At 41.0% G+C, this 14,534-nt stretch carries 25 protein-coding genes; 2 read left to right on the top strand and 23 right to left on the bottom strand.

Annotated features, from left to right (window positions below; all coding sequences use genetic code 11):
* Positions 1 to 751 precede the first annotated feature (751 nt).
* On the top strand, positions 752 to 1,588 hold the full coding sequence (locus EYR97_RS05055; RefSeq protein ID WP_131092724.1) for a hypothetical protein: 837 nt from the start codon (positions 752 to 754) through the stop codon (positions 1,586 to 1,588).
* Between the two features lie 192 nt (positions 1,589 to 1,780).
* On the opposite strand, the gene EYR97_RS05050 is transcribed toward EYR97_RS05055, so the two are convergent.
* From EYR97_RS05050 to EYR97_RS04970, 20 genes are all read right to left on the bottom strand, one after another.
* A complete protein-coding gene (locus EYR97_RS05050) occupies positions 1,781 to 2,197 on the bottom strand; it encodes a type II toxin-antitoxin system HicB family antitoxin (protein WP_131092723.1) in 417 nt (138 codons plus the stop codon).
* A gap of 120 nt (positions 2,198 to 2,317) precedes the next feature.
* Positions 2,318 to 2,425 carry a type II toxin-antitoxin system HicA family toxin gene (locus tag EYR97_RS22185; RefSeq protein WP_258313193.1) on the bottom strand — a complete coding sequence of 36 codons (108 nt, stop codon included), beginning with the start codon at positions 2,423 to 2,425 and terminating at the stop codon, positions 2,318 to 2,320.
* A gap of 124 nt (positions 2,426 to 2,549) precedes the next feature.
* On the bottom strand, positions 2,550 to 2,849 hold the full coding sequence (locus tag EYR97_RS05040; RefSeq protein WP_131092722.1) for a hypothetical protein: 300 nt from the start codon (positions 2,847 to 2,849) through the stop codon (positions 2,550 to 2,552).
* Positions 2,850 to 3,123: 274 nt separating this feature from the next.
* Positions 3,124 to 4,476, bottom strand: a complete 1,353-nt coding sequence (locus EYR97_RS05035) for a hypothetical protein (protein ID WP_131092721.1) — start codon at positions 4,474 to 4,476, stop codon at positions 3,124 to 3,126.
* A 377-nt stretch (positions 4,477 to 4,853) separates the two neighbouring features.
* Positions 4,854 to 5,027 (bottom strand): hypothetical protein, encoded by a 174-nt coding sequence (locus EYR97_RS21845; RefSeq protein WP_165477977.1) that lies wholly within the window; start codon positions 5,025 to 5,027, stop codon positions 4,854 to 4,856.
* A 52-nt stretch (positions 5,028 to 5,079) separates the two neighbouring features.
* Positions 5,080 to 5,307 (bottom strand): hypothetical protein, encoded by a 228-nt coding sequence (locus EYR97_RS05030; RefSeq protein WP_131092720.1) that lies wholly within the window; start codon positions 5,305 to 5,307, stop codon positions 5,080 to 5,082.
* Between the two features lie 13 nt (positions 5,308 to 5,320).
* Positions 5,321 to 5,587, bottom strand: a complete 267-nt coding sequence (locus tag EYR97_RS05025; protein ID WP_131092719.1) for a hypothetical protein — start codon at positions 5,585 to 5,587, stop codon at positions 5,321 to 5,323.
* Between the two features lie 48 nt (positions 5,588 to 5,635).
* Positions 5,636 to 5,998 carry a single-stranded DNA-binding protein gene (locus tag EYR97_RS05020; RefSeq protein ID WP_131092718.1) on the bottom strand — a complete coding sequence of 121 codons (363 nt, stop codon included), beginning with the start codon at positions 5,996 to 5,998 and terminating at the stop codon, positions 5,636 to 5,638.
* Entirely contained in the window at positions 5,998 to 6,231 is a 234-nt protein-coding gene (locus tag EYR97_RS05015; protein ID WP_131092717.1) for a hypothetical protein, read from the bottom strand. Before EYR97_RS05015 ends, EYR97_RS05020 begins: the two co-directional genes overlap by 1 nt.
* A gap of 22 nt (positions 6,232 to 6,253) precedes the next feature.
* Positions 6,254 to 6,448: a hypothetical protein gene (locus EYR97_RS05010; protein ID WP_131092716.1), complete on the bottom strand. Its 195-nt coding sequence runs from the start codon at positions 6,446 to 6,448 to the stop codon at positions 6,254 to 6,256.
* Entirely contained in the window at positions 6,445 to 9,198 is a 2,754-nt protein-coding gene (locus EYR97_RS05005) for a toprim domain-containing protein (protein WP_131092715.1), read from the bottom strand. The genes EYR97_RS05010 and EYR97_RS05005 overlap by 4 nt, the downstream gene beginning before the upstream one ends.
* 14 nt (positions 9,199 to 9,212) lie before the next feature.
* Positions 9,213 to 9,479, bottom strand: a complete 267-nt coding sequence (locus EYR97_RS05000; protein ID WP_131092714.1) for a hypothetical protein — start codon at positions 9,477 to 9,479, stop codon at positions 9,213 to 9,215.
* A gap of 100 nt (positions 9,480 to 9,579) precedes the next feature.
* Positions 9,580 to 9,750, bottom strand: coding sequence for a hypothetical protein (locus EYR97_RS21840; protein ID WP_165477976.1), 171 nt, complete (start codon positions 9,748 to 9,750; stop codon positions 9,580 to 9,582).
* Positions 9,740 to 9,889 (bottom strand): hypothetical protein, encoded by a 150-nt coding sequence (locus EYR97_RS21835; RefSeq protein WP_165477975.1) that lies wholly within the window; start codon positions 9,887 to 9,889, stop codon positions 9,740 to 9,742. Before EYR97_RS21835 ends, EYR97_RS21840 begins: the two co-directional genes overlap by 11 nt.
* Positions 9,886 to 10,518, bottom strand: coding sequence for a tyrosine-type recombinase/integrase (locus EYR97_RS04995; protein WP_131092713.1), 633 nt, complete (start codon positions 10,516 to 10,518; stop codon positions 9,886 to 9,888). Before EYR97_RS04995 ends, EYR97_RS21835 begins: the two co-directional genes overlap by 4 nt.
* On the bottom strand, positions 10,511 to 10,693 hold the full coding sequence (locus tag EYR97_RS04990; RefSeq protein ID WP_131092712.1) for a hypothetical protein: 183 nt from the start codon (positions 10,691 to 10,693) through the stop codon (positions 10,511 to 10,513). Before EYR97_RS04990 ends, EYR97_RS04995 begins: the two co-directional genes overlap by 8 nt.
* Complete coding sequence (locus EYR97_RS04985) at positions 10,686 to 10,940, bottom strand: hypothetical protein (RefSeq protein WP_131092711.1); 255 nt, start codon at positions 10,938 to 10,940, stop codon at positions 10,686 to 10,688. Before EYR97_RS04985 ends, EYR97_RS04990 begins: the two co-directional genes overlap by 8 nt.
* Positions 10,921 to 11,427: a phage regulatory CII family protein gene (locus EYR97_RS04980; protein ID WP_131092710.1), complete on the bottom strand. Its 507-nt coding sequence runs from the start codon at positions 11,425 to 11,427 to the stop codon at positions 10,921 to 10,923. Before EYR97_RS04980 ends, EYR97_RS04985 begins: the two co-directional genes overlap by 20 nt.
* Positions 11,420 to 11,857, bottom strand: coding sequence for a hypothetical protein (locus EYR97_RS04975; RefSeq protein ID WP_131092709.1), 438 nt, complete (start codon positions 11,855 to 11,857; stop codon positions 11,420 to 11,422). Before EYR97_RS04975 ends, EYR97_RS04980 begins: the two co-directional genes overlap by 8 nt.
* 6 nt (positions 11,858 to 11,863) lie before the next feature.
* On the bottom strand, positions 11,864 to 12,043 hold the full coding sequence (locus tag EYR97_RS04970; protein WP_131092708.1) for a hypothetical protein: 180 nt from the start codon (positions 12,041 to 12,043) through the stop codon (positions 11,864 to 11,866).
* A gap of 120 nt (positions 12,044 to 12,163) precedes the next feature.
* Between EYR97_RS04970 and EYR97_RS04965 the strand changes: the two genes are divergently transcribed.
* The gene (locus tag EYR97_RS04965; protein WP_131092707.1) at positions 12,164 to 12,997 is read left to right on the top strand and encodes a hypothetical protein; all 834 of its coding nucleotides are present in this window, start codon (positions 12,164 to 12,166) and stop codon (positions 12,995 to 12,997) included.
* On the opposite strand, the gene EYR97_RS04960 is transcribed toward EYR97_RS04965, so the two are convergent.
* Genes EYR97_RS04960 through EYR97_RS04950 form a run of 3 tightly spaced genes read right to left on the bottom strand, consistent with a single transcriptional unit; the run spans position 12,994 to position 14,328 of the window.
* Positions 12,994 to 13,533, bottom strand: a complete 540-nt coding sequence (locus EYR97_RS04960) for a hypothetical protein (protein WP_131092706.1) — start codon at positions 13,531 to 13,533, stop codon at positions 12,994 to 12,996. The genes EYR97_RS04965 and EYR97_RS04960 overlap by 4 nt on opposite strands.
* Positions 13,526 to 13,969, bottom strand: a complete 444-nt coding sequence (locus tag EYR97_RS04955; RefSeq protein WP_131092705.1) for a DUF5675 family protein — start codon at positions 13,967 to 13,969, stop codon at positions 13,526 to 13,528. Before EYR97_RS04955 ends, EYR97_RS04960 begins: the two co-directional genes overlap by 8 nt.
* Positions 13,966 to 14,328: a hypothetical protein gene (locus tag EYR97_RS04950; RefSeq protein WP_131092704.1), complete on the bottom strand. Its 363-nt coding sequence runs from the start codon at positions 14,326 to 14,328 to the stop codon at positions 13,966 to 13,968. The genes EYR97_RS04955 and EYR97_RS04950 overlap by 4 nt, the downstream gene beginning before the upstream one ends.
* Positions 14,329 to 14,534: the final 206 nt, after the last annotated feature.

Genomic DNA, 14,534 nt, shown 5'->3' with positions numbered 1-14,534 from the left:
GCATATTTTCACGGACATTTGGACATTTAGCCCTTTTTATCGATGTAGGCCGCGCAGAACAAGGGCAAAGGCCTGTCCGAAACTGTCCAAAATTTACGGACAGGCTATTTTTTTTCGGACAGTTCCGACCAGTTACCATTTTAAAACCGGACAGCTTCCCTTTATATATATTTTTTATCTTATTAATTCTTAAAGAAAAATAATAATAATAAGATAAACGATGAAACGCAGAAAAACACAAAACGGACAGAAGTCGGATGAAAACGGACAGGAATAAGTAAAAAACTGACAACAATAAAAAGTGCAATAAAAAATAAACAAACGAAAACAGCAACTTAAATTAAAAGCACACAATTAATATTAAAATTGTCCAATGTCCAACATTTTTACCCCCTAATGGAATGGTATTTATCTGGCTAAATAGACGAAAAGCCGCTTTGAACTTGCAGGTAACATTTCCAGACTGAATCAATATCGGAAGCAATGAATGTTTGAGGTAAATTAAGAAGAAATATTTTCTTTGTTTCATGGCAACATTTCTCCTTAAATAAGGATATCGTTGCACTCACCAATTGAACTCAAGACAATAAGCGGACGGTCAGTACTGCGTTACTGAATTTTTTGACATGTGTACATAGCGGACATCTTATGCTTAGATAATCATTTTCCTGCCCTAAAATTAGTGTTTGACTGCTGCTAAACATTCTGTAGCTTGGACATTACGTAATAAGTATCGTCGATGTAGGCATAAATGTCTCAAAAACCTAAAGTTCGAATATACCCTGGAACAGATATCTTTAAATCCCCCTCTCATATGGGGATTTCCTATATTGCAGAGAAGCTAACTAAAATAACGGGAGCAGTTGCTGCAATAAGCTTTTTTATTAGCCTATGTATAGGCCTAATAATCGCTCACTTCTACTTTAGGGAATTTGGCATACCTTATTTGGATATTGCAAATACAGAGGACTATGTTCGAGCCTCTTTGTCTAAGTTCCACATTGTTTTTCCCTTTATAGTTGGCTTGACGACAATACTATTGATACCAAAGAAATTTTTAAGTTTTAAGAATTTAGTTTTAATTTGGCATCGTGCGAACTATTTTGAAAAGCTGATAATGGTCATATCAGCAGTAATGCTGATAATTTTATTGATATTTATCATTATGTTATCGACTCCGTTAAAAAAATATTTACCAGTTGAAGTTCGAGGCTATAAACCTAGAGAATGGGAAGAATATTCACGGAATTATGGTGATAGTGTAAAAGGAATCAAAAGTGGCCATAACGGTATTGTTACAATTGAATATGGTAAAGATCTTAAATCGGTAGACTGCCTAGCGCTTATTACCCAAGCAGGAACTCAAACATATTTTTGGTCGTTAAAAAATGACTCGCTATTTGCTATAAATACTAGTCACTTAATCAGCATGCATGTTTTATTGCCCATTAAACCACATCCACCAGGTAGTAACAGGAAGACAAAAGGGAGAAGATATCCCTCTAAGTCTCATTTTTTAAAGTCAGAGTATGGACGTTTAGTTATGAATTGGATAAAGACCAAGGAATCAGTGTGCCCTAGTAACTAGGAAATGTAGGTTGTGTCTTTTCGTTAGTACCTGTTTTCGCTCATGACAACAAATATTAACGAGCGGCTGCTTCACGTACACAAGAGGCTGCCATATTTGGTCTCGCTCTATCTTTTAAAGTATCAGGCTAAGACGACTAATCCAATCTAATGTAACTATGAAAAAAGCCGCTAAAAAGCGGCTTTTAAAACTCTAACTTAATGTTTGCAATTCATGCACTGCAGCTGCGGCCAAGAAGCCAGAACGGGTTTTATATTCAGGTTTAGAACTAGCTAAACTGTCAATTTGCTTTATTACATATTCAGGTAAGGTAACGTTAATTTTCTTAGAACGCCCTAGATAAGGAGTTAAGTCCACCTCAACAAACGACCAAATGAAATCTTTAAAGTCTTTATTGTTTTTATGGCTATCTATACTTCCTGCCTCTGGTATTTCGTCACCATCCGCAAAACTTAACTCTAAAAAACCCTCCAATGCTTCTTTTGCATTTTCAATAGCTTCGTCTAATGTGTCTCCAGCTGAGTAACACCCAGGTATATCCGGAAACACAACACCATACGCGTTATCACTTCCGGAAAGCTCTACTGCAATAGGATACTTTCTTTTCACAACAACTCTCCCAATCCGATTTTTTGACCATTATCAAAAGTACCCAGCTTTATAGCTGGGCATCTTTTAATATTTTTCTCAGCGTTCCCACAGGTAAATCCTTCTTAGGATGTGGCACTGTTATTTTTTATTTATATTTGGATGCTTAAAGTAATGGTGAGATCCTCTCACCGAGACTTCGTACCATCCGTTTTCAATAAGTGTTTTAATCAGATCTTTTGAATTCATTCAAATTTCCAATTTTTCGATCAACACGGTCTAAAGTGTAAGGTCTCTGCCCCACTACAAAAATTATACCCCCAATAACCCCCAAAAAGCAACAAAAATAACCCCAACAACTCTATAATTTATATTATTTGGTAGTGCTAGCTGTTTCTTGATTAGTTTGGGACGAATCTTTTCTAACACTCTTGTCTAGGCATTCACAAATAAATGCTATGCCAAATATAATTGAGGACAGGAACAAACCAGTAAGCATGTAGGATAAAGAAAAAATATAGTGAATTAGTTCTCTCTCTTGGCCGCGTTCATATTCAGGGAGAAATACAAAGGCAAAAACCAAGCACATAAATAGCATTAAAAAGGCTACGAACTTTAACCCGTCCGGCACCATTGATTGGTTGTCATATTTGTTTTGGTATTCATCTTCCATAATTTTACTCCGTGCTTTAAAAACTCAGAGTAATACAATCAAAACAAAAAGCGCAATAAAAAAGCCCACGTTAATCAGTGGGCTTTAGCTTATTTAGCGTTCCGCTTTAACAAATATGTCTATTTTCTCGGTGTATGCCCATTTTCGACTAAAAGCTGAGCTTTCATAATTTATTAAGCTCTACTTTCGTACTTTGTAAGGTCAAGTTAGAACTTTTCCAATCTAGCGGATTGTTAGTCAATCACGTTTATATATCGATACACTTAAGCCTAGCTTATTCTTCCAATTTTGGTTTATCTATATTGGAATCTTTCTGAGGTTTTGGCTTTTCTTTTAGCTTTGTTCTGCTCGCAAACTTACCAGCTTCTGTTACTAAGTTTGGAAATGCTTTCGTTGCATTCTTAAAAGCTTCAGAATCGATAAACTCATGCCACGGGCTATTGTAATCTTTACCATTTATTAGCCGTAGGGGCATTTCGTCAAATCTGTCCAATGTAGAGTTGAACAACCTCTCTTCAGTATCTGGACTAAACCGCTCCGCAAATTTCTTAAAACCTGTAAATGACTTCGCTACAGTTGCTTTATAAGAATAATCTTCAGATAGTTTAAACCTTTGATTTATTTGCTGAGTAGCTAGCCATGCTAACCAAAGAGGACCTCCAATTGAGAAAATAGCCATTATTGTGTGCAAGATAGCTTGCCCAGCAGTAAGCTGCTCACCTAAAACTTTTGTGAACTCGTTCACTCTTTCTGCTCCGAGCCAAGCCCCAGAACCTAAAGCAATCAACAAAGCAAAAATCCAAATCCAAATAGAACTTTTTAGTTCTTTAGCTTTTTGATCGAATCCAGCAGCCAGACCTTGAGTAGTTGTTATTTGAAGTGCATCGTCACATTTTTCGACAAGTTTAGAAGCTTGATTTTCGTGTTTGCTTGCTATTTCCTTAAGTTTTTCTATTTCTAGTGCTGCATTTTTTGCATTATTTTTCATCAATGCAGCTTCATCTTTTAATTGTGACAATTCCTTTTTTGTGGTTTCGAACTCTTTCTTAGCCGTAGATGTCATTTCTAAAAGTTCGGCTCGAGCTTCTTTTAAGCTCTCTAAATCAGTTGGCAAGTTTTCTGCAGCTTCATGAGCGTCATTTATTGACTTAACCTTCCCTTTTAGACCTTCGCTTGACTCTTCAATCCTATCAATACTGTTCTTTACACCTCTCAAACGAGCAGATAATGATTTTGGGAGAAGCTTTTTGTCTTGTAGATTTTCGTAAGAAAATAATTCATGGTCTATATCGCTAAATATGGTTTGAAGCGTCAGCAGAAAAACCGGTATTATATGAACGAGATGCTGTTGATTGTTAGTGAAATAAGATTTTGAAGTATTATTTAGACTTTCAATTTTTTCGATATGGTCATCTATAACATTTGCAAAACCATCAGAAACACTTTTATTTCCATAACTCTCCAACATAGAAATTTTATTGGATATCAAATATATGACCTGATTCTTATTCAGGTGAACAATATTCCATCCATGAGCTTGAAAGCCTCTAGCGTCAATGTTCGCGTTATTTACGGTATCCTTCAATTCATTCAGTTTTTTAATTAAAAGTGATAATTTTTTATCCATATTTCTTCCTTCCACATCTCTACTAACTCTTTAATTCTTATTAGATTTAGCTATTCTTAAAATACTATCGGGAAACTTAATCCCAGTCATGTAAGTGCAATATAAACGCACTACTTGGGTACCACACTTTTGAATAGATAGGATTATGAGATAGTTTTCAACAGGCACTTACGTAGTACCGATACCCTAATCTCTTGGGATATCAAGTTTTTCACTGATAATAAGTAAAATAGCTATTGAAAAATTTCGACAGTGACATGCTTCAACTTGACATCCTTTTCTAGTAAATGGGCAGTACAAGTTAAGGTTAAATGACAGAAAGCGCAATAAGAAAGCCCGCTGTAACTTGTGGGCTTTAGTTCTTTTTCCTTTAGGTTTTACTGGCTAAAATCTGAAATATCCAAGCCCATTCGCTTTGCCATCTCGAAATATTCAATGCGGTGGCGCTGCGCCCTAGTCACTTTCTTAGATTCTTTCGAGCGCTTGGGAAGTGTGTTGCCGTTTCGGTTGCGCAGTGAACCTACTTGTAAAAATGGGTTTTCTTCAATCATTGCTAGTTCCTTGGTTACTTAATAAATTGGCCCGTCTGGTCCACGGGATTAGTTACAAAAGGTTTTTTATTTTTTCTAAAAGCTCGTGTGCAGACGAACTAATTTCTATGTCTTCATCCTCCCATTGAGCGTGTTCAATGAGTTCAATCACTTTCTGATTGTTCGCTAGCACGTCTTGGAATGAGACGCCCGTAACTCGACCTGTTATGGTTTCCTGAACAGTGCTTACAGGTGGTGATTCTTCACCATGGTCCACTGTGTATGTGTAAATATTCGACATTTTATATATCCTTTTAGTTAGCTTTGCCTTTCCACGAAGTTTCTAGAATGTTGTATTTACATTCGTCGGTATCTTCTAGGTAAGTCACTTCGGCTTTGATGGTGTAAACACCTTCTTCTGGCTTAACATGCTTTGATAAGCGGTCGTACCAGTCGTCGGTTCCCCAGTTCTCAATGTCGCCGGTGATTGTGTCTGGCGAATCTGAGGTGACACTTAAAACGCACACGCCTAACAGGCCAGTGCATACAACAATTTCGGCTGTATCTGTTTCAGTTTGCATTATTAGTTCCTTAGAAAATTAAGCCCGTCTGGTCCACGGGCATGGGTGTTAAATACCTTGTGCTTCTTTTTTGCCGAGCAGCTGCACGTCGCCGCTTTGATCTACAATGATTTCGCAAATAGTTCGTTCTTGGCCGTTGCTATCTTTGTAGTCCCGCGTTTTCTTCTTGCCCTCCACATACAGCTGATCGCCTTTCATTCTGAACTGCCCGACAATCTCTGCGCGCTTGCCCCAAATAATGACGCGGTGCCACTCGGTTTCCTCTTTTGGGTTACCGTTCCGGTCTTTGAAAATTTCGGTTGTAGCCAAGTTAACTACGCACTTCGCCTTACCATTTGGTAGATATTGAACTTCAGGGTCTGTACCCAAGTTGCCAATAATCTGAACCTTGTTTAACCCCTTGGTAGCCATTACTTAAAAACCCTTTTCAAGACACGCGTTCTGCGGTGAGGTAAGCGGTGCTCACTGTGCAGTACTTCACCTGGTAGCATTTCTCGCCAACCTTCTACTACGTCAGGACCGTTGCCTTCCCAGTTAAAGTCTTTCGCAGGACCTTCAAAAAAACGTTCGTCTTGCAAAATCACACTTACATTTTGATTTTCATTTACGGGCATTCGCCCGATGTTTGGTAAAAACGCCAACATAAAATTTCCTCAATGGTTGTTGTTAGTTCACTTTAAGATGTGACACGCATACACCCCCGCTACGGCCAGATAGTTTTACAAGTGCATGGCGACTACTTGGGATGTCCCATGCAGGTGAAGAGGTTCTTACAATTTCAAATTTGTAATTCCCCTTTATTGGGAAGTACTTAAATTGGGTACCTACTGGGTAGGTTTTATTGAAGTATTGGGCTTTCATAACATCGGTTCTCTATGTGCACGTAGCTTCTCTGGTGCAGTTACGCTAATGCCGTATTGTTCAAGTTTTTTAACGTCTAGCTGTTGCATGTGGCCGCTACGGGTACCGTTAATGCTGCGCACTACGCTGTCGTTGTGAATAACGCCTGCTTGCTCCATTTGGTGTTTAAGCACTCGCGCTGTTTTCACAGGCATGTTGTTGTACTTTTCACGTAGGGCCACGCTGGTAGATAAATGGGCCATCATGTGTTTTACACGCACACATAGGTAACGTGGCTCTTTGTCGTTGTATGGCTCACATTCAAACACATAGGGGTACACGTAACGACCAGCGGCAATTTCGTCCATAATGATTTCAACAATCCAAATCCATGGGTCGCGGTCGTTAGTGGTGTCTGAAATATGGCTGTTCATTTCAGCAATTAAGTCACGTTCGAAGTCGCCGTTAATGTCCTCAATACCGGCAAAAACCGTTAGCAAACGCCACGCTGTCATCAGGGCAGAATAGTTATCTACCATCCGATCGGCGCCTTTGTCGTTTTCCTGTGCACGGTTGTAGGCTTTACATTTTTGTTGGGCTATTTCGTAGTTTTCTTGAACTGTTTTACGGCCTAGCTTCGCTAACCACTCCATCCATTCATACATGGGGAACTTAGGTAAGCTTTCGTTAAGCATGGGGCCTTTGCGGTTGCTTAAGTCGGTTCGCACAGTTTTACCCGTTAAGCTTTCTACCGGCACGTCTTCACCTGCCAGCAATACAGGCGCCGCGATAAGGAACGGGGTTTGTGCGCTGCCACGGGTTGTTTCAGTGTAGTTGTAGCTTTCTTGCAGTAATGAGACGGCTCGTGCAATAACATCTGCTTTTTTCGCGCTCAGTTCTTCCCAGCCTACGGGGTGGCTAGTACCTGATACAGAGGTCATTAATCGGTACTCGGTACCAATGCTTTGCCCACTGAGAATTTTCATGCCTGTGGTACGTGATAAGCGCTTAAGTAACGTTGATTTACCGCTGGCCTTGCCTGCTTGCATTATAAAATGCGGCCAAAAACCAAGATAAAGTTTCAATTGTGCGCCAACAATCCACACCAACGCCCTAGCTGCAGCGTTGTCTTTGAATGTCTCTTGATAGGCTTCAACCACTTGCCCAGCATGACCACGCATACCTCTAGGGAATGCAAAGTTGTGATATGGGCTTTGCTGCGCTGGCTCTGTGAAAAAGCAGTCTTTGCCTTCGTTAACTTTCGGCTTACCTGCTAGGTAACACAGCCCCACAAAGTTGGCAGCTTGCACACTGCCTATGCCAATGGTGCGTTCGAAAATATTCAGCATGCGAGAAAACGCACGGGGGTTATAAATTGGGCCGCTTTTACGCCAGGTATCCAGGTTATGCAGCTGCTCGTCGTTCATTACTCTGCGCTGCAGCGTTTCGTCATGCCTGGCTGTTTGATACATGGCAACAAATTGTACGTGAGGGCTGTCGTCATGCTCTCCCGTGGTGGTTGCACTAGCACTGGCAATTTCAACACGGCTAATACCTGCTACTCTGAAGCCAGCCACATCAACAAATTCTATTTTCTCTTGGCCGTCATCGTCTCTCGACATTTTAGCCAAACTGGTAAAGTCGTCTTTTACCCTGAATTTCCAATATTGCTGGTAGTCGTGAGTCGGCAACCATAACCGTGGTTTGTGGGGTTTATCTTCGCTGTTTCCTGCTAAGCCTGGTATTAACCATGGTTCACGTTTCGTAAAAGGTACCTTGCTCTTAGCGTCTTTATAAACATCATTAGCATCTTGACCGTATTCCCATTCGCTACGGTCAACAAAAAAGCAAGGTACTCCTGCAGCAAGACAACCTTCGTGAATGCGCCACTCGGCCTCTGCAGAATAACAACGGTCAGGTCCGGTGGGGTTTCTTTTATCTGGCTTTGGTTCATCCTTGTCGTAACAACTTATTACGGTTTTGCCCAAGAATAGTTGCCAGTTAACTTGTACTTGGGTTCCTCTTAGCGCTATGGCACAAGTAGTGGGGTCGTTGCTAAAAGCTGCCTCAATACTTAATGCATCTAGTGGCCCTTCAACAGCATAAACGTTTTTTGCTTGGCGAAGTGCACGAGGGTCTAACATCCAAAACACGCCATTCTTTTGGCCTAGTGATTTAGTTTTCATTCCACCGTTTAGCTCAGGTACGTAGTAACGATAATCAACAGCAGCTAACATTTTGGTATTTGGCTGATACGTAATAAAGCTTACCGCTTCGCCACCCCAGTGGGGTTCGCCTTGGGCAACGTTCGGGTTGGTGTAGTTTGTCCAGCCTAACGTTTTTTGTTTGATACCTTCGCTAATGATGTGATCGGGAATACCACGCTCATTTTTTAAGTAAACACGGCAGCGCTCTTGGTCTTCTAGACTCTTGCCAGCAATATATGCCAGCTTAGCCATGTCGTCTGTGGCATCTTCGGTTTCTTCAGGAAGGGTTAAAAATGGTAGAAAGTACAATTGATGTACTTTTTTGTTCGCAGCTGGATAATCGATATCAAATACCCACATGGCCAAATCGATGACATGTCCGCCATTTTGGTTATTGCGGTCTCGCCATACCTGATATTTAACACCAATGCTTATTTCAGGTCTTTCAGCACCTGCTCGTTTCCACAGTTGCTGTTCACCGTTATCGCTTACTTTAATAAGGCCCATTCTCTCTGCGGCATTTTGCAAAGACACGTGCTCTTTTAACTGATCTAGCGTCAGCATTATTTACCTCTTTTTTAGTTAAGCGGTGAAGATTTAGCTAAGCTAATAGCTATATTGACCAGAGACTTAATAACGATTAGTTCTGCATAGGTTTCAACAATGTCGGTGTTGTTCACTATGAAATCGCTTAGCGCTTCTGAATTAGGCAATAGTTCACACCATTCACCTTTTTGCTTAGCTCTCTGTACTTTCAAGCGCTTAATTAATTCTGCTTCAGCAATGGCTAGTTGCGCTTCTAGCTGTTGAACATCACACTGATTAAAGGGGTTACTGATAGACATTTCTAACGCCCCTCCAAACGCAACCACTCGCTCATAGTGCTAGTGCTTGATCCTGTGTGCATGACTTGTTGAATGGCTTGAGTGTTATGCTTTTCAGTTACTAAGCCTGTGTAACTTTTTTTATATTCCAATTGCCAGAGCACTTATCTTCGCAATTAACAATGGTTAACCATACCGGCCCCATACCTGGCATGTGCATAGGAAAATAATTCACCATTCCCAATGTGGTACGTAGGTTTTTGTCCTGGTTGTAAATGTAGTTATCTTCCATGTTCACCAGCTCCTTCGTTGCATTGAGTTAATAAACGCTTGTCTTCTTTTTCACGTCGTCTGGCGTCAGCTAACAGTCGTTTTCGCTGACTCGCTATTTCCTCACGCAGTGGCTTGAATGCTTTCTTTACAAAAATCATAGTGCTGCCTCCTGCATACTTTTGCGTAAATCGTCACGGCTTGGCTGGGTATAAACTTGGGTAGTTGTTATATGCTCATGACCTAGAACTTCTTGTACCTCTCTCAATGCTGTGCCGGTTGTTGCGTTCTGAAGTCGTCTAACAGCCCACGTGTGTCTAAGCCAATGAGGGGATGCCTTGACGATACCGGCCATATTGCACCAATGAGTCATTCGCTCTTGATAACTGCGAATGCTCATGCGATTTCTACGACGGGATAAAATAAGTGCTTTGTCGTCATATTGCTTTTCGGGTGATACAGATATCATTTTCTTACGGATACGAAGCAACGCTTCAAGGGCTTTTCTAGCTGCGTCAACAAGGTAGATTTCTTGCTTCTTATTCAAACCGCGTTTATTGCCTTTTTTTCCACCCTTTTGCATGTGTGATGAAATGTGCAGGTAGCCTTTATCTAGTGCTTGAAGGGCATCTTCTTCGTTTAGCAGGTGTACTGTTTCAACACGACGAGCGGTATAACGCATAAGCAGCATCCAATTTAGGTCTCGCTCTGCTTCAATGTCTTTAAATTTGCGTATTGTGCTAAACAGCATTTTTTCCTCTTCTCTTGTGAAACTTTTAACCTCAGCCATTAGCGCACTCCTTGTTCTTTTGTTTTGCTAATAAGCGTTCTGCTAGTTCCTCACCAAAAAACAAACCAATTGCGCCAGGCTTCAGAACAAGGGTTTGATTGGCACTTCGGTTAGTACTCACAGAGTGAATGCCTGCCTTTCGCAAAGCGGTTGGAACACTGTAAACATCAGTCATTAGGAAGCTCCATCTTCAGCATGTTGGCGTTAATGCGAACCACCTCGTTAAACCCTTTTCGCTGGCGCTCGTCCAAGTCTGCGTACTGTAAATTGAGCAGCGCTTTAAGCATGGTCTCTTGAAGACAAAGCTGAACTTTTTGACGCTTTATAATGAGTTGAAGTTGAAATGGTGACATGTCGCCTCTCTCTCTTTGTGAAGCTTCAGTCTCATAAACTGGCAACGGCTTAACGTTTGAATGCTGCATGGTCTGCCTCCGCTTTGTTTTGAAGAACAACTTGCATCTTGAACCAGTGTGCAACTTTGATGTTTCCGGCACGTGTTATGCTGTTTAATTCAAGGGGGGTAATGACATCATCTTCAATGGCGTCATAAATGCTTTGGCAGGTTTGACCAACGGATGCCTGCCATTCACAGAACTGGTCAAGAAGCTTACCTTCCGTTTTTGCACTTGCTTCAACAGGCACAGCCACAAAACCCAACAGGGCGTTAATTTGATAGAGCAAGCTGAAGCAGTTAGTTGTTGCCATCATTTCGATGGCATCAATAAGGCCTAGTTTGTGGTTGGGTAAATTAGGGTTTAATTCATTTCTAACGGTATTCGCTGTTTTACCCAAGGTGTAAGCGAATAGCTCAGCAGCTTGTGGGTGGCTTTTGAGCAACAGGTGCGCAGAATGTAAAACTGCGTTATAGTTACGCTGACTTTGCATTAGATCATCCTCATGGTTATGCATTGTTAGTTCCTGCCATGGGCACCTGGTCCGTGCCCGTGGCAATCACTTCTTCTTCGCTTGTTGAAAGCAAATTCAATTCATCGTTTACAACTTCTGGTTTAAATGCGTGGAAAAGTGCGCGGAAATCATCAAGTGAAATAGACTGAACATAAGAAATACAGTCACCAAGCATTAAAAACATGCTTGCCTTTTTTATTATTTGGTCCTTAAAAACAACCTTAAAACTCCTAATTTTGAGGGTTAAACCGTAGGCTATGTGGTAACGGTTCGCTTCCATGTTAGTGAGGCTATATCCGTTTTTATCCCTCTCAATCACTGTGTTTAGAGAAAGTTTTACTCGTAATACACCTTTAAGAGCATGTGAATTATTAGACTTTTTTCTTACAGCGCTTTCAGGCGCACTGTGCTTTACTTCAACAAGTGAAGACATGACGACTTACTCCTGAATTGCTGTAGTAGCGAAAGATGCTGATTCAAGCTTTTGAATACCTTCTTCAATAGCCAATACAATAATTTGAGAGCTAGAACGTCGTTCCTTTTTTGCGACGGCTTTAATGCGCTGCTTCAAATCAGCACTGGGGCGAAAGCACATAGGGGTGTTATTTGCACTAGACACTGCGAAATCCTCTTTTTTGAGTTAATATGTATACAAGTAAATACACAAATCATTATAAGTTCAAAAATTGGGATTTAAATTCATTTTTTGGGTTTTTTAATACCGTTTTAGAATAAAAATATGCATCATTCACACGAAAATGAATTTACAGCACGCCTAGAATGGGTAGTAGCTGATAGAAAAATTACGCCTTGGGCTAAGAAATTAGGCCTGTCGTCGGGAACCGCTGCGCGTTTGCTTAGCAATGTTGTACCGGGTACTGACATACTGACTGCTATCATGCGAACTGAGCATGTGAACCTAAATTGGTTGTTAGAAGGTAAGGGCTCGCCATTTATGCTGGATAGCTACACCGACGCAGCAGAATTTGAAAATATGCTTCGTGTTCACGCGCAAGATGCGCCTTATGATGCCTATATAAATATGAACGAGCGTAGCCATACAACTGCTGTGATATTGGTGCAACCCGCATCATATGAGTTCAAGGGTAAGAAAATAGACTACAACCACATCGAAACACTTTTGGGCCCTTACGATAATCCTCAAGTCATTTCAGCAGCATTAACAGGCTGCAATATTAAACCTTTCGAAATGTCCGCGTTGAATGCTAGTGCATTTGGTCGGGGTCAGTTTGGGACTTATAAGTTGTTGGGTGATCACAACCACAAAGGTCTGGTAAACAACTGCTCAACAAACGTTATCAATGTAGATATCAGTAATTTCTTTAATAAAGTTGAGAACGACAGCACTACCGGCTTTTTCACATTCTCTATGGATGACAAACTCGAAGTTTTAAACAAAATTATCGACTTTGCTGAACAGTATGATCTTGCGGACAAACTAGATAAAAAAACTAAGTTAGAGGTTGTTGAAACACTAGAAGAGATGCACAAGCCCGTATCCCAAATAACGCCTACCGAATTAGAATTCGCAATACGGGCCAGTGTGCACTAGTACTTTTTAGGTGGGCGTTGGCCAAACCACCAAAAGAAAATAGTGGTGGCGATATACGCCACCATCCGCCAAATTTCCATTGCTGCGTTTAATCTTACGTCTGCACCAATTCCATTAACCGATTCAATAAGTCCATTTGCTTCCACTAGAATAATCGTGGTAGCGACTGCCACATAAATTGTTAATGACGGACGAACAAGGCCGCGAATCACATCTACTATACCCAGTGCTGCAACAATCCATGTTGGCGCCCCATTTTCTGGCATATAATTTCGTTTGTCATGTTCATAACTGGCCGTTTGCATGATAAATGCATTGTTATCAGCTTGAGCAGCTGCTTCCTGCTGTGCAATTCTTAAGTTGGCATCAGCTTCAATTGTTACCATTTTTGCATCGTGAGCCAGCCTGATATTCTCTTGTTCGTTTTCCAGTACTTTGGTTTTAAACTGAAAATAACTTTGTACTGCAGAACCCAAAATACCTGTAGCGCCACCACCGACGACTGCCATTAACGCATCACCTATCCACTCAAACATGATTTTTCTCCCATGCATTGGTAATTGTTATGCTAGCTGGCTTTCCAGCTAGAATATTGTTGAAGTCACCTATTGCCCTGCGTGTATCAAATATTGCTCGTTGGTTTTGGTAGGTACCAATGCGGTAGCCGATTAACAGGCAACCCAAAACACTGGTTTTAAAACCTTTTTCCTTGTTACCTGCAAAGGTACCCGCATGCGCCAAAATGCCGCTTCGTTGTGGCACGTTTTCTATGAGGTAAAGGTGAGACCGACCGCCAATGGGTTTACGAGTTTTAACTAAGCGTAATGCGTATGTACCTGAGCTAATGCAGCTAAGATTTGGAAGGTTGTTGCGCCATGGTAGTTCAAGTGTGTGAGCTGTCCATGGGCCAATGTAAATATGACCTGGTGTACCTTCATCATCGGTACTGTGCCGTAAAAGTTCAACGTTCAAAACTTAAGCTCTACTTTAACAAGGCGATCGTTTAGGTCTTTGTTCACCAACTGTTGTTCACGCATTTGGCTTTTTACTTCTTCAAACTGACGACGCCACTGCTCTTGATCTCGTGCAGCATCTTCGGTGGTATAGCGCTTTTGGTTAACAAGATTAAAGGTGGAAAGCATGGGGCCAATGCTGGTTTTTAGCTCAGCCATTTGAATGTTGAGTTTCTTAACTTCTTCTTGAAGCTGGCTGTCTTTTGACTGGATATCCTGAAAAACAAATTGGGTTAAGAAGATAAGTAACGACAGTATTAACGTTCCTGAATTGTGGTACAGCCAATTTGTTGGCCCTAGCTTTTCAGTTGTCGTCATAAGTATTACCTGTCAATTCATCAAAGAGATTTACTAGGGCTATTGTTGATAATTGACTGGCGCAGTGTTAGGGCAAATGAATCGTTAAAAGGTAGATTATTTAATCAGAACGACATTTTTTGCCATCCTGATGAGCTTGCGCTGCTGAAAAGCAGGTTAGGATCACTTCATTGTTTGAATTTTCTTCAACTAGAAGATGCTAAGGA

Source organism: Alteromonas sp. KUL42, from assembly GCF_006538325.1.
Lineage (GTDB): Bacteria > Pseudomonadota > Gammaproteobacteria > Enterobacterales > Alteromonadaceae > Alteromonas.
The sequence above is the reverse complement of the archived record's forward strand: the minus strand, read 5'-3'. Positions and strand labels throughout refer to the sequence as shown.

What these genes read in the sequence shown, in the direction of transcription:
- EYR97_RS04965 (WP_131092707.1), top strand. Translation starts at nt 12,164, where the DNA reads ATGCATCATTCACACGAAAATGAATTTACAGCACGCCTAGAATGGGTA.
- EYR97_RS21835 (WP_165477975.1), bottom strand. Translation starts at nt 9,889, where the DNA reads ATGATTTTTGTAAAGAAAGCATTCAAGCCACTGCGTGAGGAAATAGCG.
- EYR97_RS21840 (WP_165477976.1), bottom strand. Translation starts at nt 9,750, where the DNA reads ATGGAAGATAACTACATTTACAACCAGGACAAAAACCTACGTACCACA.
- EYR97_RS22185 (WP_258313193.1), bottom strand. Translation starts at nt 2,425, where the DNA reads ATGAATTCAAAAGATCTGATTAAAACACTTATTGAAAACGGATGGTAC.
- EYR97_RS05005 (WP_131092715.1), bottom strand. Translation starts at nt 9,198, where the DNA reads ATGCTGACGCTAGATCAGTTAAAAGAGCACGTGTCTTTGCAAAATGCC.
- EYR97_RS04980 (WP_131092710.1), bottom strand. Translation starts at nt 11,427, where the DNA reads ATGCATAACCATGAGGATGATCTAATGCAAAGTCAGCGTAACTATAAC.
- EYR97_RS05040 (WP_131092722.1), bottom strand. Translation starts at nt 2,849, where the DNA reads ATGGAAGATGAATACCAAAACAAATATGACAACCAATCAATGGTGCCG.
- EYR97_RS04995 (WP_131092713.1), bottom strand. Translation starts at nt 10,518, where the DNA reads ATGGCTGAGGTTAAAAGTTTCACAAGAGAAGAGGAAAAAATGCTGTTT.
- EYR97_RS05030 (WP_131092720.1), bottom strand. Translation starts at nt 5,307, where the DNA reads ATGTCGAATATTTACACATACACAGTGGACCATGGTGAAGAATCACCA.
- EYR97_RS04985 (WP_131092711.1), bottom strand. Translation starts at nt 10,940, where the DNA reads ATGCAGCATTCAAACGTTAAGCCGTTGCCAGTTTATGAGACTGAAGCT.
- EYR97_RS21845 (WP_165477977.1), bottom strand. Translation starts at nt 5,027, where the DNA reads ATGATTGAAGAAAACCCATTTTTACAAGTAGGTTCACTGCGCAACCGA.
- EYR97_RS05000 (WP_131092714.1), bottom strand. Translation starts at nt 9,479, where the DNA reads ATGTCTATCAGTAACCCCTTTAATCAGTGTGATGTTCAACAGCTAGAA.
- EYR97_RS05010 (WP_131092716.1), bottom strand. Translation starts at nt 6,448, where the DNA reads ATGAAAGCCCAATACTTCAATAAAACCTACCCAGTAGGTACCCAATTT.
- EYR97_RS05055 (WP_131092724.1), top strand. Translation starts at nt 752, where the DNA reads ATGTCTCAAAAACCTAAAGTTCGAATATACCCTGGAACAGATATCTTT.
- EYR97_RS05015 (WP_131092717.1), bottom strand. Translation starts at nt 6,231, where the DNA reads ATGTTGGCGTTTTTACCAAACATCGGGCGAATGCCCGTAAATGAAAAT.
- EYR97_RS04960 (WP_131092706.1), bottom strand. Translation starts at nt 13,533, where the DNA reads ATGTTTGAGTGGATAGGTGATGCGTTAATGGCAGTCGTCGGTGGTGGC.
- EYR97_RS05020 (WP_131092718.1), bottom strand. Translation starts at nt 5,998, where the DNA reads ATGGCTACCAAGGGGTTAAACAAGGTTCAGATTATTGGCAACTTGGGT.
- EYR97_RS04950 (WP_131092704.1), bottom strand. Translation starts at nt 14,328, where the DNA reads ATGACGACAACTGAAAAGCTAGGGCCAACAAATTGGCTGTACCACAAT.
- EYR97_RS04990 (WP_131092712.1), bottom strand. Translation starts at nt 10,693, where the DNA reads ATGACTGATGTTTACAGTGTTCCAACCGCTTTGCGAAAGGCAGGCATT.
- EYR97_RS04975 (WP_131092709.1), bottom strand. Translation starts at nt 11,857, where the DNA reads ATGTCTTCACTTGTTGAAGTAAAGCACAGTGCGCCTGAAAGCGCTGTA.
- EYR97_RS05025 (WP_131092719.1), bottom strand. Translation starts at nt 5,587, where the DNA reads ATGCAAACTGAAACAGATACAGCCGAAATTGTTGTATGCACTGGCCTG.
- EYR97_RS05035 (WP_131092721.1), bottom strand. Translation starts at nt 4,476, where the DNA reads ATGGATAAAAAATTATCACTTTTAATTAAAAAACTGAATGAATTGAAG.